The 20,526-nt window shown below is 71.1% G+C and carries 16 protein-coding genes; 12 read left to right on the forward strand and 4 right to left on the reverse strand.

The annotated features are described in order from the left end of the window. The first annotated feature begins 104 nt into the window (after positions 1-104). On the forward strand, positions 105-1,241 hold the full coding sequence (locus IE290_RS16025) for a sialidase family protein (protein WP_191245370.1): 1,137 nt from the start codon (positions 105-107) through the stop codon (positions 1,239-1,241). Here the strand turns inward: IE290_RS16025 and IE290_RS16030 are convergent. From IE290_RS16030 to IE290_RS16040, 3 genes are all read right to left on the reverse strand, one after another. Next, entirely contained in the window at positions 1,214-1,861 is a 648-nt protein-coding gene (locus IE290_RS16030) for a DsbA family oxidoreductase (RefSeq protein WP_191245371.1), read from the reverse strand. The genes IE290_RS16025 and IE290_RS16030 overlap by 28 nt on opposite strands. 153 nt (positions 1,862-2,014) lie before the next feature. Next, a complete protein-coding gene (locus IE290_RS16035) occupies positions 2,015-2,605 on the reverse strand; it encodes a TetR/AcrR family transcriptional regulator (protein WP_191245372.1) in 591 nt (196 codons plus the stop codon). 4 nt (positions 2,606-2,609) lie between these two features. Continuing rightward, complete coding sequence (locus IE290_RS16040) at positions 2,610-3,476, reverse strand: alpha/beta fold hydrolase (RefSeq protein ID WP_191245373.1); 867 nt, start codon at positions 3,474-3,476, stop codon at positions 2,610-2,612. A gap of 87 nt (positions 3,477-3,563) precedes the next feature. Here IE290_RS16040 and rfbA point away from each other — a divergent pair, with 87 nt between their 5' ends. Both rfbA and IE290_RS38245 read left to right on the forward strand, forming a co-directional pair. Then, positions 3,564-4,445 carry a glucose-1-phosphate thymidylyltransferase RfbA gene (gene rfbA, locus IE290_RS16045; RefSeq protein WP_191245374.1) on the forward strand — a complete coding sequence of 294 codons (882 nt, stop codon included), beginning with the start codon at positions 3,564-3,566 and terminating at the stop codon, positions 4,443-4,445. 189 nt (positions 4,446-4,634) lie between these two features. Next, complete coding sequence (locus IE290_RS38245) at positions 4,635-4,943, forward strand: hypothetical protein (protein ID WP_191245375.1); 309 nt, start codon at positions 4,635-4,637, stop codon at positions 4,941-4,943. A gap of 205 nt (positions 4,944-5,148) precedes the next feature. Here the strand turns inward: IE290_RS38245 and htpX are convergent, their stop codons facing one another. Beyond that, positions 5,149-6,015 carry a zinc metalloprotease HtpX gene (gene htpX, locus IE290_RS16055; RefSeq protein WP_191245376.1) on the reverse strand — a complete coding sequence of 289 codons (867 nt, stop codon included), beginning with the start codon at positions 6,013-6,015 and terminating at the stop codon, positions 5,149-5,151. Between the two features lie 1,141 nt (positions 6,016-7,156). On the opposite strand from htpX, the gene IE290_RS16060 reads away from it, so the two are divergent. The 9 genes from IE290_RS16060 (at position 7,157) to IE290_RS16100 (ending at position 20,522) form a co-directional block, all read left to right on the forward strand. Next, positions 7,157-7,867 (forward strand): YncE family protein, encoded by a 711-nt coding sequence (locus IE290_RS16060; protein ID WP_229874525.1) that lies wholly within the window; start codon positions 7,157-7,159, stop codon positions 7,865-7,867. Positions 7,868-7,919: 52 nt separating this feature from the next. Next, on the forward strand, positions 7,920-8,792 hold the full coding sequence (locus tag IE290_RS16065) for an LLM class F420-dependent oxidoreductase (protein WP_191245377.1): 873 nt from the start codon (positions 7,920-7,922) through the stop codon (positions 8,790-8,792). Between the two features lie 150 nt (positions 8,793-8,942). Continuing rightward, positions 8,943-10,259 (forward strand): nucleotide sugar dehydrogenase, encoded by a 1,317-nt coding sequence (locus IE290_RS16070; protein ID WP_191245378.1) that lies wholly within the window; start codon positions 8,943-8,945, stop codon positions 10,257-10,259. Beyond that, entirely contained in the window at positions 10,249-11,427 is a 1,179-nt protein-coding gene (locus IE290_RS16075) for a glycosyltransferase family 4 protein (protein ID WP_191245379.1), read from the forward strand. The genes IE290_RS16070 and IE290_RS16075 overlap by 11 nt, the downstream gene beginning before the upstream one ends. Positions 11,428-11,606: 179 nt before the next feature. After that, entirely contained in the window at positions 11,607-12,914 is a 1,308-nt protein-coding gene (locus IE290_RS16080) for an exopolysaccharide biosynthesis protein (RefSeq protein ID WP_229874526.1), read from the forward strand. Further along, the gene (locus tag IE290_RS16085) at positions 12,911-14,500 is read left to right on the forward strand and encodes a Wzz/FepE/Etk N-terminal domain-containing protein (RefSeq protein ID WP_191245381.1); all 1,590 of its coding nucleotides are present in this window, start codon (positions 12,911-12,913) and stop codon (positions 14,498-14,500) included. Before IE290_RS16080 ends, IE290_RS16085 begins: the two co-directional genes overlap by 4 nt. A 2-nt stretch (positions 14,501-14,502) precedes the next feature. Beyond that, positions 14,503-16,404, forward strand: a complete 1,902-nt coding sequence (gene asnB / locus IE290_RS16090) for an asparagine synthase (glutamine-hydrolyzing) (RefSeq protein ID WP_191245382.1) — start codon at positions 14,503-14,505, stop codon at positions 16,402-16,404. Between the two features lie 9 nt (positions 16,405-16,413). Next, positions 16,414-18,585, forward strand: coding sequence for a bi-domain-containing oxidoreductase (locus IE290_RS16095; protein ID WP_191245383.1), 2,172 nt, complete (start codon positions 16,414-16,416; stop codon positions 18,583-18,585). Then, complete coding sequence (locus IE290_RS16100; RefSeq protein ID WP_191245761.1) at positions 18,585-20,522, forward strand: heparinase II/III family protein; 1,938 nt, start codon at positions 18,585-18,587, stop codon at positions 20,520-20,522. Before IE290_RS16095 ends, IE290_RS16100 begins: the two co-directional genes overlap by 1 nt. Positions 20,523-20,526: the final 4 nt, after the last annotated feature.

The following is a 20,526-nucleotide window of genomic DNA, read 5'->3' on the forward strand; positions in this document are numbered from 1 at the left end:
TTCCAACGTGGTATTGCGCTACAACGTGACCTTTTGCCCACGAGATCAGGCCGACAACCGTCACCCTGTGGTCTAATTCCGCTGCTGAGAGTGAGGGGTGACGGATGCGCCGGATAGCCGTGCTGATGCTGACGCTGCTGGTCACGACGGCCGCGATGACCGTCCCAGCGCAGGCGGCGCAGCGCACCGAGCTGGGCGTGGGCGCGTACCCGCGGGTCATCCGCCTGGAGCATGCGCCGTTCCGGCGGGGGCGGATCGTCGCGTCGGTGAACAGCTGGGACGGCAGTGGCGCGTTCGCGCGGATCTACGAGAGCACCGACGAGGGCGCGTCCTTCCGCCAGATCGGCGAGATCCGCGATCCGGAGGGCGCGCGCGGCGAGTGCTGCGGCAGCATCTACGAACTGCCGCAACGCGTCGGCAGGCTGCGCGCCGGAACGCTGCTGTGGGCCGCGTCCTACGGGCAGAACGGCGGCGCCGACCGTCGCATGTCGATCCGGATCTGGTCCAGTTCGGACGGTGGCCGGAACTGGAGTTTCCTGTCCGAGGCTGCCCGTTCGCACAACCACGACGGTGTGTTCGAGCCGGAGTTCACAGTGGACTCCGGTGGGACGCTGTGGATGCACTACGCCGACGAAACCGAAGCGCCCCGGCACAGCCAGGTGCTCAACCGGGTCGCGTCCACCGACGGCGTCACCTGGGGCACCAAGCAGAGCACGGTCGCGATCTCACCCGACCGCGTCCGTCCCGGCATGCCGATCGTGCGGAAACTGCCCGACGGCCGCTACTACTTCGGCTACGAGATCTGCAACTACGGCAAGCGGTACTGCGATCCGTACTTCCGGATCTCCCCGGACGGCGCGAACTACGGTGACCCCGCCGACCCCGGCACCCGGGTGGTGACGGCGAACGGCAACTACTTCCAGCACGCCCAGACCGTCACGGTCTTCCCCGGCGGACCGAACGGGGTCCGGTTGCTGATGGTCGGCCAGATCTACACCGACAGCGCCGGGCGCCCGCTGCCGTCCAACGGCCAGGTGCTGCTCGCCAACGACAACTTCGGGGCGGGCAACTGGTACGAGCTGCCCGCGCCAGTACACGTTCCCGGCGCCTACAACAACTTCTGCCCGAACTACAGCTCGTCTCTGTTGCCCGTGGACAGTGGGCGCAACGTCCTCGAACTGGCGGCGGACTACGACGGCGGCGTGTGCAAGATCTACTTCGGCAAGGGGCCGGCGTCCTGATAGGCCTTGTCCAGCGCGGCCGCGAAGGTCTCGGTGGACTGGGCGCCGGAGACCCCGTAGCGGCGGTCGAAGACGAAGAACGGCACGCCGTTGGCGCCGAGCGCGCGGGCCTCGTCGATGTCGGCGCGGACCTCCTCGGCGTAGGTGCCGTCCTTGAGCACCCGCCGGACCTCGTCACCGTCCAAACCGGATTCGGCAGCCAGCTCGACGAGCGAATCCTCGTCGAAAACCGAACGCTGCTCGGTGAAGTAGGCGCGGAACAACCGCTCGGCGACGACCTCCTGCCGTCCGCGCTCGCGGGCGAGCTGCAGCACGCGGTGGGCGTCGAAGGTGTTGCCGATGACCCCGCCGTCGAGGTGGTACTCCAGGCCCTCGGCCGCGGCGAGCCGCGTCAGGCGCTCCTCGTTGGCGGCGAACTCCGCCTCGCTGATCCCGTACTTCGCGGCGATGAGCGGCGCCTTCGGCTGCGGCTCACGCGGCGCGCCCGGGTCCAGTTCGAAGGACCGGAAGGTCACCTCGACCTGGTCACGGTGCTCGAACGCGGCCACCGCGCTCTCGAAGCGCCGCTTGCCGAGGTAGCACCACGGGCACACGACATCGGACCAGATCTCGACCTGCACGACCCGGCCAAACGCCGCCGGGGCCTGGGTTATTCCGCGAGGAGGTCGATCAGTGGGCCAGTGGCGGGCTCCGGGGTGGGTCTCGGGGGGTTCGTCAGCCAGGTAGCCGTCTCGGCCGGAGGGCGGTGGAAGATCACCACCGCGACCGCCGGGTCAGTCCGCGAGCAGGCCGATCAACCAGGTGGCCAGCACCTGCTCGGCGTCCGAGCGGGCCTGGGCCGGGTTCTCGGCGTGGGTGATCATCAGCGCGGCCTCGTTCACGGCGCTCAGCACGAGCTGGGCCAGCACCTCGACCGGGAGCGGCTTGATCAGCCCCTCCTCGACGGCCTGCCGCAGCACCCCGATGACCAGGCCGAGGCCGTGTTCGGCCTCGATTTCGCGCCAGGTGGTCCAGCCCAGCACGGCCGGGGCGTCCACCAGCGAGATCTGCCGGATCTCCGCGCGCTCGCACGCGTCGAGGAAGGCCTTGAGCGCGAAGAGCAGGCCCGTGGCGAGGTCCGGCGCGTCCTTGGTGGCGGCCTCGACCTCGGCCGTGACCTCCAGCTCGACCTGCTCGAACACGGCGCGGAACAAGCCCTGCTTGTCGCCGTAGTGGTGGTAGAGCGCGCCCCGCGTCACCCCGGCCGCCCGCACGATCTCGTCCGCCGGCACGGCCTGGTAGCCGCGCTCGGCGAACAGCTCGCGGGCGGCCGCCATCAACGCGGCCCGGGTGCTCTGGGATCGCTCTTCCTGGGTACGGCGCACGCCCCTAATCTGCCATGACGCCCGCGAACGCCAGGATGTGCCGCACCAGCGCGGCCGGCTGGTCCTCCGGGACGAAGGCGTAGGAATCGGGGACCACTTCCAACCGGGCGTCGGGCAGCATCGCGGCCAGGCGCTTGCCCAGGCGCAGCGGGAACGTCCGGTCCTCGTCGGCCCACACGAGCAGGACCGGCTTGTCGAAGGCACGCAGCTTCTCCGCGGCCTCCAGCGTGTACCGGGGGTGGACGGTGCGGAGGAACTTGCGCAGGTCGCGCCGGACGGCGGCGTCGCGGTGGGCAGGTCCGGTGTAGGACTCGACCACCGCCTCGGGGATCGGGTACTTGGCGACCCGCCCGAACACGAACGGGGCCCGGTGCAGCGCCTTGACCTGCAGCAACGCGGCGAGCGGGCGCATCGAGCCGGGGATGCGGGCGTACGGGACGAGCGGTTTGAACAGCGGCGGGAAGAAGTAGTCGAAGCTGTCCGACGGGGTCAGCACCACGCGCTCGACCCGGTCCGGGCGGCGGGACAACATGATCTGGGTGAGCGCACCGCCGGTGTCGTTCGCGACCAGGACGACGTCCCGGAGGTCGAGGGCGTCGAGGAAGTCCGCGAGGAGGTCGGCGACACCGGACGGGGTGAGGTCGGCGTCCGGACGCAGCGGGACCTCGTGCGCGCCGAGCGGCATGTCGATGGTGAGGCAGCGGAAGCCGGCGTCGGCGACGTCGGGGACGACGTGACGCCACAGGTTCGCGTTGACGAGGACGCCGTGGACGAACACCACGGGCCGGCCCTCCCCGCGTTCGAAGTAGCGGACGTCACCCTGCGGGAGGGTCACGCGCTTTTCCTGGCCGAGTGCTGGTGAGCGGGTCATACCCTCGAACATACATACAGACTGTATGTATGTAAACGTCGGCACACGCTAGGGTGGTTCCGGATCGATCCGGAAGGAGCTGGGGACATGAAGGGCATCGTGCTGGCGGGCGGCAGCGGGACGCGTCTGCACCCGATCACCCAGGCGGTGTCGAAGCAGCTGTTGCCGGTCTACGACAAGCCGATGATCTACTACCCGATCTCCGTGCTGATGCTGGCCGGGATCCGGGAGATCCTGATCATCTCGACACCGGCCGACCTGCCGAACTTCCAGCGCCTGCTCGGCTCCGGCGACCAGTTCGGGCTTCGGCTGAGCTACGCCGAGCAGCCGAGCCCGAACGGACTGGCCGAGGCGTTCGTCATCGGCGCGGACTTCATCGGCGACGACGACGTGGCGTTGATCCTGGGCGACAACATCTTCTACGGCCAGGGCTTCTCCGGGCGGATGCGGCAGGAGGTCGCGAATCTCGACGGCTGCGTGCTGTTCGGGTACCCGGTCAAGGACCCGCAGCGGTACGGCGTCGGCGAACTCGACGCCGACGGCCGGCTCGTGTCGATCGAGGAGAAGCCCGAGTGGCCGAAGTCCAACCAGGCGATCACCGGGCTGTACTTCTACGACAACCAGGTGGTGGAGATCGCCCGCGGGCTGACCCCGTCGAAGCGCGGCGAGCTGGAGATCACCGACGTGAACCTGACGTACCTGCGGCAGGGGCGCGCGAAGCTGGTCGAGCTGGGCCGCGGGTTCGCGTGGCTGGACACCGGGACGCACGACTCGCTGCTGGAGGCCGGGCAGTTCGTGCAGGTGCTCGAACACCGGACCGGGGTGCGGATCGCGTGCCTGGAGGAGGTCGCGCTGCGCATGGGGTACATCGATCCGGAGGAGTGCCTGGCGCTCGGGCTGAAGCTGTCGAAGTCCGGGTACGGGGACTACGTGGTCGCGTGTGCCCGCGCGGCGGGTGCCGTTGGTTAGTGGCGGTCAGCAGGCTCGTGCGCGCGGAGCTGGCGCGGCACGACTGGCGCCGGTTGCGGTGCGACTGCGGGGGAAAGCGGCGGGCACCTGCCGGGGACGTTCGAGACGATCCTGACGGCCGCGGAACCGCGCGAGGCGCTCGGCGCCCGGCTCGACAACCACCTGGAGATCAGCGGGAACCTGTTCGAGGTGGCGGTTCCGGCAGTGGAGGTGATCCTCGCCGCGCTGGCCGTGCCGCTGTCCGGTTTCGCGCGGGTGGAGCTGCTGGACGCGCTGGCGGTGCTCGTGTCCGGTGACTCGTCCGCCGGTGAGCCGGCCGATCTCGGGGAGCAGTGCCGGCTCAAGGCGCGCAACGGGTTGTGGACGATCCTGCAGGTGGGGTACGAGCACGAGGTGGAGACCGTCGCCGACATCCTGTGGGCTGTGGATCCGGACCAGCCGCGCGGCAGTTATCACACGATGGGGTTGGGGAAGCGGGTCAAGCGGAAGCGCCGTTAGCAGGGGCCGCGGCGGGACCGGAGGGCTGGTGCGAGGGCTTCCGGCCGAGAGCCGAGTGGGGCTGGCGCGGCGGGGCTCCGAACGGGTGCGGCGGGGTCCCCTCAGAACAGCCGGCTGCGGGCCGCGGCCGGGCGCCGAGTGGGCCTGGCGCGGCGGGGCTCAGAACAGGCGCGGCGGGGGCTCCGAGTGGCTGGGGCGGTGGGGCTCAGAACGGGCCGCGGCGGGCCATCTCCTCCAGGCGGCGGATGCGGTCCGCGATCGGCGGGTGGGTGGAGAACATACGGGAGAACGTCTCGCCGGGGCGGAACGGGTTCGCGATCATCAGGTGCGACTGCGAGACCAGCTGGGGCTCCGGCACGAGCGGGGCGCGGCGCGTGCCGTACTCCAGCTTGCGCAGCGCCGAGGCCAGACCGAGCGGGTCACCGGTCAGCGCGGCGCCCGACGCGTCGGCCTGGTACTCACGCGAGCGGCTGACCCCCATCCGGATGATTCCGGCCGCGATGGGGCCGATCAGGATGATCAGCAGCGAGACCAGCGGGTTGTTGCCCTCGCGGTCGTTGCCGCCGAACACGCCGGCGAACATCGCGAGGTTCGCCAGCACGCTCACCATGCTCGCCAGCGCACCGGCGACGCACGAGATGAGGATGTCGCGGTTGTAGACGTGCGACAACTCGTGGCCGAGCACCGCCCGCAGCTCGCGCTCGTCGAGCAGCTCCAGGATGCCGGTGGTGCAGCAGACGGCGGCGTGGCGCGGGTTCCGGCCGGTCGCGAAGGCGTTCGGCGCGGGGGTCGGGCTCACGTAGAGGCGCGGCATCGGCTGGCGGGCCGAGGTCGCCAGCTCCCGGACGATGCGGTGCATCACCGGCTGTTCCGGCTCGGACACCGGCCGTGCCCGCATCGCGCGCAGCGCCAGCGTGTCCGATTTGAAGTAGGCGTAGGCGTTCATCCCGAGCGCGAGCGCCAGCCCGATGAACAACGCGCCACGCCCGAAGAGTGAACTGATCGCGATGATGATGGCACTCAGCAATCCGAGCAACAGCGCGGTCTTCAGCCCGTTCTGGTGCTTGTGCACGTGCCCTGCGCCTCCTTACCAACACTCAGTTTCCCAACGCCCGAAACGGAAGTGAAGTTCCTGCACGATCTCCGCGCGCGCGGGCGAGCAGGGCGGGTTACCGTGCGACCGGGTACCCGGGGAGGGGGTGGGAAACCGCCGGGGAGGGGGTGTTCGGGCTGGTGAGGGGCGGCTGGGATCTGGCTGGCGTCAGGGCGCGGCACCAGGGCGGCCGGCTCGGTAGTGGGGCGGGGCGGGGTGGGGGCCTTCGGGCTGATGAGAGAGCCGGAGCGACGGGGGATCTCGCTGGCGCCCGGGCGGCGGGGCATCTGGGCGGACCGCCCTGTCGTGGAGGGATGGGCGCGGCACGAGCAGGCGTGGGGGCGGTTGGGCTGGTGAGGGATGCAGGAGTGACTGGGAACTCGCCGCCGGGTAGGGGCCGCATCTGGCCAGCGCGGCGCCTGGGCGGCTTGCCCGGTCGCGGGGGGCGGGGCTGGGTGGCGGTGGGCCAGATGGTGGGGGCTTTCGGTTTGGTGAGGGGCACCGGGAGGACTGGCATCTCGCCGCCGGGTGGGGGCGGCAGGTGGGCGGCTTGCCCGGTCGCCGGGGGTGGGAATGCGTGCTGGACAGCGGGAGTGGGGGTGGTTGGGCTGGTGAGAGGCATCGGGAGGGCTGTGATCTCGCTGGCGCCCGCGAGGCGCGGCGGGTGGACGGTCTGCCGCGCCCGAGGCGCGGCCGCTCGGCGGCCTACCGCCCCCAAGGCACGGCGGGTGGGCGGTCTGCCCGGCCGCCGGGGAGGGTGCCGGTCGGGGCGTTGGGGGTGTTCGTGGCTGGTGAGGGGTTCGTCGGGGTCATGGGTCGGGGGCAGCCTCGGCGGCGGCCTGTTCGGAGTCGGGAGTCGGGGATGCGGGATGGCTTGATCAGTCGCCGCGGTGTCGTTGGGCTCGTTGCGGGTGCCGCGCTGTTCGGGGTCTCGCCATCGGGGCGGGCGGTGTCTCGATCGGGTGGGCGGCCCCATCTGGTGACCATTCCCGTCGGGCGGGGGCCGGGGGGCGTTGCCGTGCATTCGGGTACCGGCGTGGTTTTCGTGGCGAACGCCGGCGAGCAAACAGTGTCCGTGGTCGGGGGTGGGACCACACTCGCCACGGTTTCCGTTGGGGGTGTGCCCAGTGACGTCGCCATCGACGAAGCCTCCGGGCGCCTCTACGTCTCCAGCAGCGCGTCCGGGACCACCAGCGTTCTCGACGGGGGGCGGGTCACCAATGTCATCGCCTCGGGGGTGGGCAGTGCTGCCCTCGCCCTCGATTCAGATACATACCGGATGTATGTCGCTTCGGGCACGGCCGGCTCAGTCGGCGTGCTCGATCTTTTCGGGGGCAGCCTCAAGGCCAGCCTGCCCGCGCCCGGCAGGGGGTTCAGCGCAGCCGCCATCCACGGGCGCACCGGCTACTTCGCGAGCCTCCACACCGCCTCGGTCGAGGTTCTCGACCTCGACGGCGGCACCTTCACCACCGGCATCCCGGTCGGGGACGGACCCTCCGGGCTCGCCGTGCACCACGGCACCCACACGATCTACGTCGCGAACTCGGGGATCCACCACCTGTCGGTGATCGACGGCCGCACCCGCCAACAGACCCGCACCATCCTGTTGCGCAGCGAGGCCTCCTCGGTCGCCGTGCACGAACCGACCAACACCGTCTACACCAACGGCGGCCCCGACGGCATCGTCCGCATCGACGGCGCCCGCGGCGAGATCACCGGCGAACTCTCGCTCGGCATCAACCCCGGGCAGGTCGCCGTCGACCAGCGCACCGGCGCCGTGTTCGTCACCGACCCGCTGCACGACCGCCTGCACGTGATCACCGGGTTCTGATTCCTGGAGTGGCTCCAGGTATAGGTTCGAAAACGACGACAAGGGGAAATCCATGAAACTCGGACTGCAGATTCCTGACTTCACCTGGCCGAACGGACCGGCCGCGCTGGGCCGCGAACTCGGCGAGGTCGCCCGCGCCGCCGACGACGCCGGCTTCGAATACCTCGCCGTGATGGACCACTTCTTCCAGATCAGCGTCGTCGGCCCCAGCGAGAACGACATGCTCGAGGCCTACACCACCCTCGGCTACCTCGCCGCGCACACCGAACGCGCCAAGCTGCTCACCGTCATCACCGGCGTCTTCTACCGCCAGCCCGGCGTGCTGGCCAAGGCCGTCACCACCCTCGACGTCCTATCCGGCGGCCGCGCCATCCTCGGCATCGGCGCGGGGTGGAACGAGGAGGAGTCCCGCGGGCTCGGCTTCCCGTTCCCGCCCACCGCGGAACGCTTCCAGATGCTCGAGGAAACCCTGCAGTACGTGCGGCAGATGTGGTCGGACGACGACGGCCCGTTCTCCAGCGCCCACATCGAGGCCGAACGACTGCTGAACGTGCCGCAGGCACTGTCCAAGCCGCACCCGCCGATCATGGTCGGCGGCAGCGGCGAGAAGAAGACCCTGCGGTTCGTCGCCAAGTACGGCGACGCCTGCAACATCTTCAACGGGCCGGAACTGGAACACAAACTGAACGTCCTGCGCGAGCACTGCGAAACCGAAGGCCGCGATTACGACGAAATCACCAAAACGGTCTACCACCCGCTCGACATCGGCCGGAACGGCGAAAAGGCCGAAGAACTCAAGGCCGAACTGAGCCGCCTGAACGGCCTCGGCGTCGACGGCGTGATCGGCTACGTCCCCGGAATTCCCGATCTCGATCTGATCGACGTCTTCGCCAAGGACGTCATCCCCTTCGCCGACGACCTCTGACCGGCGCCCGGGCAACCGGCGCCGCGCCGGGGCGGTTTGTTCCCCGCGAAAACCCCACCAGGTAAGCGGTTTTCCAGCCGCCCACCGCCGTAACGATCTCCTCCCGCCCGCCGACCTCTGGGTCAAGCCGGTCGCGGCGGGAGGAATCTCATGAGGATCAGTGTCTTCGGGCTCGGCTACGTCGGATGCGTTTCGGCCGCGTGCCTCGCCGGCGAGGGGCATGAGGTGATCGGGGTCGACATCAACCCCGTGAAGATCGACCTCATCCGCCAGGGAAAAGCACCGGTGGTCGAGGAACGCATCGGCGAACTCACCGCCGAAGTCGTGGCCAGCGGTGCGCTCCGCGCCACCACCGACGTCGCCGAGGCGATCGCGCGCAGTGAAATCTCGCTGATCTGCGTCGGCACGCCGTCGGCCCCCAACGGCAGCCTGTCCACTGCCTTCCTGGAGCGCGTGACCGAGGAGATCGGCGGCGCGCTCGCGGGCAAGACCGGTCGGCACACGGTCGTGTTCCGCAGCACGATGCTGCCGGGAACGTGCCTCGACCTGCTGGTGCCGATCCTGGAGAAGGCCTCCGGGCTCACCGCGGGCGTGCACTTCGGCGTCGCCGTGAACCCCGAGTTCCTCCGGGAAGGCAGCAGCGTCAAGGACTTCTTCGACCCGCCCAAGACCGTGATCGGCGAGCTGGACACCGCCAGCGGCGACGCCGTCGCCAAGCTGTACGAGGGCCTGCCCGGTGACGTCTTCCGCGTGCCGATCCCGGTCGCGGAGATGACCAAGTACGCCGACAACGCCTTCCACGGCCTCAAGATCGGCTTCGCCAACGAGCTGGGCGCCATCTGCCGCGCCCTCGGCCTGGACTCGCACCGCGTGATGGACGTCTTCCTCGCCGACCGCAAGCTCAACGTCAGCCCCGCCTACCTGCGGCCCGGCTTCGCCTTCGGCGGCTCGTGCCTGCCCAAGGACCTGCGCGGCCTGGTCTACGCCGCGCACCGCGCTGACGTGTCGGTGCCGCTGCTGTCGCACGTGCTGCCCTCCAACGAGGAGCACCTGCGCCGCGCGTTCGACCTGGTCGCGCGCACCGGCAAGCGGCGGATCGGCCTGTTCGGCCTGTCCTTCAAGCCGGGTACCGACGACCTGCGCGAGAGCCCGCTGGTCGAACTCGCCGAACGCCTGCTGGGCAAGGGGTACGACCTCAAGATCTTCGACGCGAACGTGAGCCTGTCGCGGCTGATGGGCGCCAACCGCGAGTACATCGAAAGCCGCCTGCCGCACCTGGGCCAGCTGCTCGCCGGCTCCGTCGACGAGGTGCTCGCCCACGCCGAGGTGTGCCTGGTCGGCAGCACCGACCCGGCCGTGCTCGCCGCGCTGCCCAGGGCGGGCGACCGCACGCTGATCGACCTCGTCCGCCTGCCCGACGCCGCCGTGCGCCGCACCGAAGAAGGATACGTCGGCCTTGCCTGGTAAAGCCCTGATCCTCGTCGAGAACCTGTCCGTGCCCTTCGACCGGCGGGTCTGGCAGGAAAGCACCACCCTGCGCGACGCCGGGTGGGAAGTGCACGTCATCTGTCCACAGGGGACGAAGCGGGACACCGAACCGGAGGCCGTGCTCGACGGCGTGCACATCCACCGCTACCCGCTGACCGCGGCGACCGGCGGCCCGGCGGGCTACCTCCAGGAGTACGGATCGGCGCTGTGGCACACGTTCCGGCTGGCCCGCAGGATCGGCCCGGTCGGCGTCGTGCACGCGTGCAACCCGCCCGACCTGCTCTTCCTCGTCGCCCGGATGCTCAAGCGGCGCGGCGCGAAGTTCGTCTTCGACCAGCACGACCTGGTGCCGGAGCTGTACCTGTCCCGGTTCGACCGCGGGAAAGATCTGCTCTACCGCGGCGTGTGCGCGTTGGAGCGGGCCACCTTCCGGGCCGCCGACGTGGTCATCTCGACCAACGAGAGCTACCGCGACGTGGCGCTCACCCGCGGCGGCAAGCGGCCGGAGGACGTCTTCGTGGTGCGCAGCGCCCCCGTCGTGGAACGCTTCCACCAGGTGCCGCCGGAACCGGAGCTCAAGCACGGCAAGCCGCACCTGCTCTGCTACCTGGGCGTGATGGGCCCGCAGGACGGGGTCGACTACGCCCTGCGTGCGCTCGCGAAACTGCGCGACGACCTCGGCCGCACCGACTGGCACGCGGTGTTCGTCGGCTCCGGTGACGCGTTCGAGGCGATGGTCGCGTTGTCGAGGCAACTCCACCTCGACGACCAGGTCGAGTTCACCGGCCGCATCCCGGACGCGGACCTGGTCCGTTATCTGTCCACAGCGGACGTCTGCCTCGCGCCGGACCCGTTGAACCCGCTCAACGACGTGTCCACCATGAACAAGATCATGGAATACATGGCGATGAGCCGGCCGATCGTGTCGTTCGACCTGCGCGAGGCACGGGTTTCGGCGGGCGACGCGGCCGTGTACGCGCCGGCCAACGACGAACTCGAATTCGCCAAGCTCACCGCCCGCCTGCTGGACGACCCCGCCGAGCGGAAACGCATGGGCGAGCTCGGCGCGGAACGCGTCGCGGGTCCGTTGTCGTGGGCCAATTCGGCGCGGGCGTTGCTCGCGGCCTACGCGGCGACCGGTCGGTGAATTGCCGACCGGGACGAGGTATTCCTGGTCGGAAAGACGCCTGGTCGCGTTTTGGGAAAGCCGGTAACCAATCCGGGAATCGCCGCGACGTGGTTTGTGAAAGCCCATCCGTTTCGCGGCCGGGCGACCTGTGATGAGAGGGGGACCGGGCGTTGAACGACGACACCGTCCGTCTGTCCATGATCGGCAGGATCCTGCGCCGCCGCTGGCGCGTCCTCGCCGCCCTCGCCGTGCTCGGCGCGCTGGTGGGGGCCGGCGTCTCGCTGATCTTCTCCCCCGGCTACAAGACGACCTCGCACGTGCTGCTGCAGGGTGCGCGTGATTCGAGCGAACTGATGACCGAAACGCAGGTCGCGACCAGTTCGGTGGTGCTGGACCGCACCGCGCAGGCGCTGGCCTGGGGGGTGCCCGGGCCGGCGCTGCACGACTCGGTGAGCGCGACCGCGGCCGACGGCAACATCGTGGAGATCACCGCCGAGGCCGAGACCCCCGAGAAGGCGCAACTGCTGGCCGACCAGGTCGCCAAGGAGTACGTCAACTACTCCGCCCAGCTGATCGGGAGCGCCGCGGACGCGGCCAGCCAGATCCGCCAGGAGCAGGAGGACGCGCTGCGCCGCCAGGTGCAGGAGACCAACGACCGCATCAGCGACCTGTCCCGCCGCGTGCCGGGCGTGACGGTGGAGAGCGTCGAGGCGCGCACCCTGCTGGAGACGCTGCGGACGTCACTGACCGAGGCGATGGCGAAGCTCGACCAGCTCGACGGCGGCGGCCGCCAGGCGCAGGTGGTCGTGATGGGCTCGGCCGAGCTGCCGTCCTCCCCCGCCCCGCCGACGATGATCCACTTCGTCGCGGGCGGCGCGATCGTGTTCTTCCTGCTCGGCGTGCTCGGTCACCTCGTCGGCGCGCGCACCGACCGGCGGCTGCGGGACGAGACCGAGATCGCGGCGGCGGTCGGCGGGCCACTGCTGGGCAGTGTGGACGTGCCCACCGTGCCGGAGCACGCACCCACCCCCTCGGGGCGCTGGTGGTCCAGGCTGCTCAAGACCGACGAGCCGTGGAACCTGCCCGAGCTCAACCCCTCCGCGGACGCGGCCAGCAGGGAGATCCGCTACCGCCGGGTGCTCTCCCGGCTGGGCGACGGCTCCGGCTTGTTCGCGCGGGTCCTGGTGCTGGCCGCGAAGGACGACCCGGTGGCCAGGACCGCGGTCGCGCAGCTGGTCGCGGCGGGCCACGGCGAACGACCGGAGCTGCGGGTCGCGCTGGTCGACCCGCAGCGGCCCACCGTGCCGGACGACCGCGACTGCGCCGGTGTGCTCGTGGTGGTCTCCAGCGGAAGCCGGACCGGCTGGGAGCTGGTCGCGATCACCGAGGCCGCCGCCGACGGCGGGCAACGGGTACTCGGCGCCGTCGTCGCCCAGCGCACGGCCGCGGGGCCCGAGCCGGGCGAGCAGACCGCCGGCGACGAAGCATTGGCAGGTTCAGCGTGACGACACCGGAGAGCAACCAGAACGCGCAACCGCTGCTGGACCTGCAGCGGGTGCTGATCGCGATCCGGCGACGACGCCGCCTGTGGCTCTCGGCGGCCCTGCTGGGGCTGCTCGCGGGCGCGGCGCTGGCGGTCGTGTCGCCGACCCCGCCGACCGCCGTGACCCGGCTGCTCGTGCTCCACGCCGACGACGCCCCGCAGGACAGCGGCACGCTCATCAAGACCGACGTGGCCATCCTGGAAACCACCCGGATCGCCGGGGCCGCGCTGCAGAAGCTCGGCTCGTCCGAGCCCCCGGAGAAGTTCGTCAAGTCCTACACCGGCACCGGGCTGACCAACAACGTGCTGGAGCTGCAGGTCACGGCCCGCAGCTACGGCGAGGCGGTGGCCAAGGCCCAGGCGCTGGCGGACGCCTTCATCGCCGACCACGGCCAGCGCATGCAGGCCGCAGCGGACGCGGAAGCGCAGGCGCTGCTGGGGCAGCGCGACCAGATCCAGAACGAGCTGAACGAGGTCGACCGGCAGATCGCCGCGTCGGGAAGCCGCAACAGCCAGATCGGCCCGGCCGAGTTGCAGTCGCTCTACGCCCGCCGCGCCGACCTGACCTCGCGGGTCTCCGACTTCACCAACAAGGCCAACGAGGCGAAGATCGGCACGCCGCAGCTGGCCGCCGGCACGCAGATCGTCGACGCGCCGCGGCCGGTCGTCGAATCACCGCTCGGTCCGCTCGTCACGAACGCCGGGATCGGGCTCGGGTTCGGGCTCATCGCCGGGCTGGGGCTGGCCGCGGTGCTGAGCGTGGTGCGGGACCGCCCGCTGCTGCGGCGCGAGATCTCCACACACCTCGGCGCGTCCGTCATCGCCCAGCTGCCCAAGCCGCGCCGCTGGGGGCACGGGGCCGCGCACCGGGACCGGGTCGCGGCGACCCTGGCGCGCTGTGTCGGCGACGGCGGCAGCGTGTCGCTGCTCGAGCTGGGCTGCCCGGGCGTGGCCGCGGCGCTCGCCGTCGACATGGCCGGGCACCTGGACGGCCCGGTCGTGATCGTGGACGACCTGCCGCACCAGGACGTCCTCGCGCTGTCCGGACAAGCCGGCGAAGGTGTCCGGATCGTGGACGCCAGCACGCACGAGAAGGCCCGCATCGGCGTGGGTTCGGTGTCGCCGGGGACGGCGTGGACCGATCTGCGCCGGCTGGGTGCGGAGACCGTGCTGGTGGTGCGCGCCGGGAAGGCGAGCACGCTGTGGCTGCACACTGTCGCGCGGCAGCTGGCCGATCTGGGCATCCCGGTCATCGGCGTGGTGCTCGTCGCGCCGGATCCGCGGGACCGCACCGACGGCACGCTGTGGGACGGCCTGCACACCGCGCTGCGGGGCCGGGCCGCGTTCGCCCAGGCCAGGCCGGGCGGCAGCGCCAACGTCGACGACCACCCGACCAAGTGGTTCGCCCCGGTCCCCAGCGCTCCGAAGGGCGAGCAGACGGTGACCCTGATGCCGGTGCACGCCGACCTGCCGACGAAGCAGTTCACGCCGGTCGATGCCGCGGAGGCGCACGTGAACGGCAAGCTCCCCCTCGATCGCGAAGGCTGACCATGTGTGGTGTCGCAGGAACCTTCCGCTGGCCCGACGGCGGACCGCTGACCGACCGGCTGACCAAGCGCCTCGCCCACCGCGGTCCGGACGGCGAGGGCCGCTACGACCACGGTGACGTGCACCTCGGCCACCGCCGGCTGTCGATCATCGACCTGTCCGAGACGGGCGCGCAGCCGATGGTCTCCGGCGGGCTGGCGCTGACCTACAACGGCGAGATCTACAACGCCCCCGAGCTGCGGGCCGAACTCGAGGGCACGGGCGTGCGGTTCCGCGGCACCTCCGACACCGAGGTCCTGCTGGAGGCGTGGCGTCGCTGGGGTGTGCGGTGCCTGCCCCGGCTGCGCGGAATGTTCGCGTTCGGGATCTTCGACGAGCGCACCGGTGAGCTGTTCCTGGCGCGCGACCAGCTCGGCATCAAGCCGCTGTTCTACGTGCGCCGCGGCGACGGGATCGCGTTCGCCTCCGAGCTGAAGGCGCTGGCCGGGGAGATCGGCGGGCTGCACGTCGACGAGACCGCGCTGGTCGCCTCGCTGCTCTACTACTGGGTGCCGGACAGCCGGTGCGCGTTCCGCGAGGCCCGCAAGCTGCCGCCGGGCTCGTGGCTTCGCGTCCGCCCGAACGGGCGCGTCGACACCGGCCGGTACTGGAACCTGCGTGACGTCGCGACCGAGGCGCAGCACGGCCCGCCGGCCGACCTCGCCGCCGTCGTCGAGGACTCCACCCGCAAGCACCTGCTCTCCGACGTGCCGGTGGCGACGTTCCTGTCCGGTGGCCTGGACTCCAGCTACCTGACCGCGCTCGCGGCGAAGTACTCCCCCGGGATTTCCGCCTACACCATCGGTTTCCGGGCCGAAGACGCGAAGTTCGAGGCCATGCCGGACGACCTGCGGTACGCCCGCGTCGTGGCGGAACGGTTCGGCGTGGACCTGCACGAGATCGAGATCGCGCCGAACGTGCAGGACCTGCTGCCGCACCTGACCTACCACCTGGACGAGCCGATCGGCGATCCGGCCGCGATCAACAGCTACCTGATCTGCCAGGCCGCGCGCGAGGCCGGCGTCAAGGTGATGCTGTCCGGGATGGGCGCCGACGAGCTGTTCGCCGGCTACCGCAAGCACCTGGCGAACCTGATCGCGTTGCGGTACCAGAAGATCCCGGGCGGGGTGCGGCGGCCGATCGAGTCCGTTGTGGACCGTCTGCCGGTGGCGACGTCCAAGCGCGGGTTCCGGTCGGTGCGCTTCGCGAAGCGGTTCCTGTCCTTCGCCGAGCTGCCGGAGGAGACCGCGTTCCGGCGCAGCTACACGATGTACGACCGTGACGAGCTGGCCGGCCTGGTCGCCCCCGACCTGGCCGGAGCGGTGGACGACGTGCTCACCGAGCACGCCGACACCTACCACGACAACCTGCTCGACGATTTCGTCAACCGCATGTGCCTGGCCGACGCGCGGATGTTCCTGCCCGGGCTGAACCTGACCTACACCGACCGCTCCACGATGGCCGCCTCCACCGAGGTGCGGGTGCCGTTCGTGGACGTCGAGGTGGTCAAGGCCGCGTTCAGCCTGCCCGGCAACCGCAAGATCGCCGGACGGCAGGGCAAGGCCGCGCTCAAGGAAGCCGCGCTGTCGATCCTGCCGAAGGAGATCGTCTACCGGCCGAAGGGCCTGTTCAGCGCCCCGCTGCGGGCGTGGATGAGCCGCGATCTGGCGCCGCTGATGCGTGAGGTCGTGCACGACGGCGTCCTGGTGAACTCCGGTTTCCTGCGGCGGGACGCGTTGCAGCGGCTGGTCGACGAGGACGCCGCGGGGCGCGAGGACCGGTCCAAGCACCTCTGGCACGTGTTGACCCTGGAGTACTGGTACCGCAGCGCGACCGAAGCCGGTGCGGCCGAGCGAGCAGCGTAAGGAGCCCTGGTGAAGCAGGTCGTACAGAACTACAAGAGCGGCGAGCTGGCGCTGCTGGACGTCGAGGCGCCGGCGTGCAAACCGGGCGGCGTGCTCGTGCGGACCGCGTTCTCGCTGATCTCCACCGGCACCGAGATGATGAAGGTGTCCGAGGCGAGCATGTCGATGCTGGGCAAGGCGCGGTCGCGGCCGGACCAGGTCGCGAAGGTCATGCAGAGCGTGGCGACCAACGGTGTCGGCGCCACCTACCGCAAGGTGATGAACCGGCTCGACTCCTACACCCCGCTCGGCTATTCGCTGTGCGGCGTGGTGGAAGAGGTCGGCGCCGGAATCGACGACGTCTCCGTCGGCGACCTGGTTGCTTGCGCGGGCAACGAGCACGCGTTGCACTCCGAGCTGAACTGGGTGCCGAAGAACCTCTTCACGCGCGTGCCGGCCGGGGTCGCGCCGCGGCACGCGTCGTTCGCGACCGTCGGCGCGATCGCCATGCAGGGCGTCCGGCGGGGCGAACCACAACTCGGGGACGTCGCGCTGGTCATCGGGCTGGGCCTGATCGGGCAGCTGGTCGTGCAGCTGCTGTCGGCGTCCGGCGTGCGCGTGGTCGGCGTGGACCCGGACCAGGAGCGGTGCAAGCTGGCCGAGCGGCTCGGCGCGTCGGTGGCCGGCCACCCTGGTTCTGGCGACGTGGAGATCGCCGTCGGTGAGCTGACCGGCGGGCACGGCGTCGACCAGGTGTACCTCGCCGCCGGTGGCAGCACGAACGAGCCGGTCGAGCTGGCCGCGAAGCTCGCGCGCGACCGGGGGCGCGTGATCGACATCGGCAAGTGCCGTCTCGACCTGCCGTGGAACGCCTACTACGAAAAGGAACTCGACGTCCGGTTCTCCCGCTCCTACGGCCCCGGCCGGTACGACCCGGAGTACGAACTGGACGGCCGCGACTACCCGATCGGTTACGTGCGCTGGACCGAGCGCCGCAACCTGGAGTGCTTCCTCGACCTGATCGCACGCGGCCGCATTGACGTCGAGCCCCTGGTCTCGCACGTCGCCGACTTCGCCACGGCGGTGGAGACCTACCGCAAGCTCAACGAGGGTGAGCTGAAGGCCGTCGCCGTCCTGTTCCGCTACCCCGACGTGGCGCGAGACGCCGACGATCCCGCCCTGATCGCCGAGGTCCCGCGGCGCGAGCCGATCCGCACGTCCCAGCGGATGGGCAAGGTGCGGACCGCGTTCGTCGGTGCGGGCAACTACGCGTCTTCGATGCTGTTGCCGCACCTGGCCGAGCGGGAGGACGTCGAGCTGCGCCGCGTCGTCACGACCTCGTCGCTGTCGGGCGCGAACGCCAAGCGCAAGTTCGGCTTCGCCGAGGCGTCCACCGATGTGGACTCCACACTGGCCGATCCGGACATCGACGCGGTGTTCGTGGTGACCCGGCACAGCTCGCACGCCGAGCTGACCCGGCGCGCACTGCTGGCCGGCAAGGCGGTGTTCGTCGAGAAGCCGCTGGCGCTCACCGAAGCCGAGCTGGGCAAGGTGCTGGGCGCGATCGAGGAGTCCGGCAACGACCGGCTGCAGGTCGGGTTCAACCGCCGGTTCGCGCCGCTGCTGCACGAGACCACCGGCCACTTCGGCAAGCGCATCGGGCCGGCTTCGGTGCGATACCTGGTGAACGCGGGCCGCCTGGAGGGCGGCAGCTGGTACAACCAGGCCGGCTCCGAGGGCACCCGGTTCGACGGCGAGGGCGGGCACTTCATCGACACCGTGAGCTGGCTGCTCGGCGCGGACCCGGTGTCGGTCTACGCGTGCGCCACGCCGGACCAGCAGGACCTGCAGATCCTGCTGCGGTACCCGGACGGCTCGACCGCGACGATCAGCTACGCCACCAGCGGTTCGACGAGCTTCCCCAAGGAGACGCTGGACGTCGTCGCCGACGGCAAGGTGCTCAAGTTCGACGACTTCGCCCGCGCCTCGGTGTACGCGCGCAAGCGCTGGACCAGCTCGCGCATCCCGAAGGGCCGCGACAAGGGCCAGCACGCCGAGCTGGACGCGTTCGTCACCGCGGTCACCTCGGGCGGCCCGATGCCGGTGCCGCTGGAGTCGCTGGTCGCGACCACGCTGGCGACGCTCGCGGTGCGGACCAGCCTGGCGACGGGTGTGCCGGTCAAGATCGGGACCTCGGCATGATGGACCCCGGCTGGTACCTGCGGCGGTTGTCGCGGATGAGCCCGCGCGAAGTCGCCGGGCGGGCCGCGGACGTGCTGAACCGGCGCAAGCTGCGGCGCGCGCTGCCCGAGCCGTCCGCTCCCCTGCCCGGCCGCCGCTTCACCGCCGTGCTGCCCGCGGACGTGCAGGTGCCGCCGGATGCGCGGGCACGCGTGCTGGAGACCGCGAACCGGCTGCTCGACGGCCGGGCCGAGTACTTCGGCGTGCCGCGTGACGACCTGGTCAACCCGGACTGGTCGCTCGACCCGAAGACCGGGCGGCGCGCGCCCAGCGACGCCTTCGCCTTCGACATCCCGTACCGGCGCGAGGACGTCGTCGGCGACATCAAGCAGATCTGGGAGCCGTCGCGGCACCAGCACCTCACCGTGCTCGCCACCGCCTACGCGCTCAGCGGTGAGGACCGCTACGCCGAGCGGGTCGCCGACCACCTGAAGTCGTGGTGGGCGGCCAACGCGCCGATGACGAGCGTGCACTGGGTCAGCGGGATCGAGCTGGGCATCCGGCTGCTGTCGTGGGTGTGGGTGCGGCGGCTGCTGCACGGCTGGCCCGGCGCGGCCGGCCTGTTCGAGGACAACCCCGAGGCGCTGCACCAGATCTGGCACCACCAGCGGTGGCTGGCGACCTTCCCGAGCCGGGGATCGTCGGCGAACAACCACGTCATCGCGGAGGCGGCCGGACAGCTGGCCGCGTCCTGCGCGTTCCCGTGGTTCCCCGAATCCGCGGGCTGGCGTGCTGACGCGTTGCGTTCGCTCGACGAGCACCTCGGCGCCAACACCTTCGGCTCCGGCCTGAACCGCGAGCTGGCCACCGAGTACCACGGCCTGGTCCTGGAGCTTGGCCTGGCCGCGGCGGTCGAAGCCGGGCCGGCCGCGCCGGACTCGCTGTGGCGGACGCTGCTGCGCATGACCGACGCGCTCGCGGCCGTCGTGGACGTCCGGCTGCACCCGCCGCGGCAGGGCGACAGCGACGACGGGCACGGGCTGGTCCTCGACGGCCACGGCACCAACCGCTGGTCCTCGCTGCTGGCGACCGGGGACGCCCTGTTCGGGCGCCTGGACTGGTGGCCGGACCCACGCGGCGGGGACGTCCGCACGCCGCTGCTCACCGCGCTCGCCCGCCGGTTCGAGGCCACCGACCGGCCACGCACCCGGCCGGACCACTTCGCCGACGCCGGGCTGACGCTGCTGCGCACCCCGCCCGGCGACGGCCGCGGCGAGATCTGGTGCCGCTGCGACGGCGGCCCGCACGGGTTCCTGTCGATCGCCGCGCACGCGCACGCCGACGCGCTGTCGGTCGAGGTGCGGCACGACGGCGTGGACATCCTCGCCGACCCGGGCACCTACTGCTACCACGGCGAACCGGAGTGGCGCACCTACTTCCGGTCCACGCTGGGCCACAACACGCTGCAGCTGGACGACACCGACCAGTCCACTTCGGGCGGTCCGTTCCTGTGGACCCGGCACGCGACCACCCGCGTGCTGGCCCGCCCCGGCGGCGGCGTGCTGAGGTGGTCGGCCGAGCACGACGGCTACCGGCCCGCCGTGCACCGCCGCACCGTCGAACTCGACCCGGGCGCGCGCGAGCTGCGGATCACCGACGAGGTCACCGCCGACCGGCACCACCCGGCGCGGCTCGCGTTCCACCTCGGCCCGCGCGTCGAGGCCGAGCTGATCGCCAACGCGGCCGTGCTGACCTGGACCTCCGGCGGCCGCGAGCACGCGGCTGTCCTCGACCTGCCCGCCGGCCTCACCTGGACCGCGCACCGCGGGCAGATCGACCCGCCGCTCGGCTGGTACTCGCCCGGCTACGGCCGCCGCGAACCGGCCACCACCCTGACCGGCAGTGGACTCGTCGGGCGCGGCGGCGCGCTCACCACACTGCTGCGCTTCGCCCACTAGCCGG

Origin of the sequence: Amycolatopsis deserti (genome assembly GCF_014653945.1) — a bacterium.
GTDB lineage: Bacteria > Actinomycetota > Actinomycetes > Mycobacteriales > Pseudonocardiaceae > Amycolatopsis_E > Amycolatopsis_E deserti.

Bases quoted from the DNA above. Each gene is read 5' to 3' on its own strand.
- IE290_RS16025 (WP_191245370.1), top strand. From the start codon at position 105: ATGCGCCGGATAGCCGTGCTGATGCTGACGCTGCTGGTCACGACGGCC.
- IE290_RS16040 (WP_191245373.1), bottom strand. From the start codon at position 3,476: ATGACCCGCTCACCAGCACTCGGCCAGGAAAAGCGCGTGACCCTCCCG.
- rfbA (WP_191245374.1), top strand. From the start codon at position 3,564: ATGAAGGGCATCGTGCTGGCGGGCGGCAGCGGGACGCGTCTGCACCCG.
- IE290_RS16065 (WP_191245377.1), top strand. From the start codon at position 7,920: ATGAAACTCGGACTGCAGATTCCTGACTTCACCTGGCCGAACGGACCG.
- IE290_RS16070 (WP_191245378.1), top strand. From the start codon at position 8,943: ATGAGGATCAGTGTCTTCGGGCTCGGCTACGTCGGATGCGTTTCGGCC.
- IE290_RS16080 (WP_229874526.1), top strand. From the start codon at position 11,607: ATGATCGGCAGGATCCTGCGCCGCCGCTGGCGCGTCCTCGCCGCCCTC.
- asnB (WP_191245382.1), top strand. From the start codon at position 14,503: ATGTGTGGTGTCGCAGGAACCTTCCGCTGGCCCGACGGCGGACCGCTG.
- IE290_RS16100 (WP_191245761.1), top strand. From the start codon at position 18,585: ATGGACCCCGGCTGGTACCTGCGGCGGTTGTCGCGGATGAGCCCGCGC.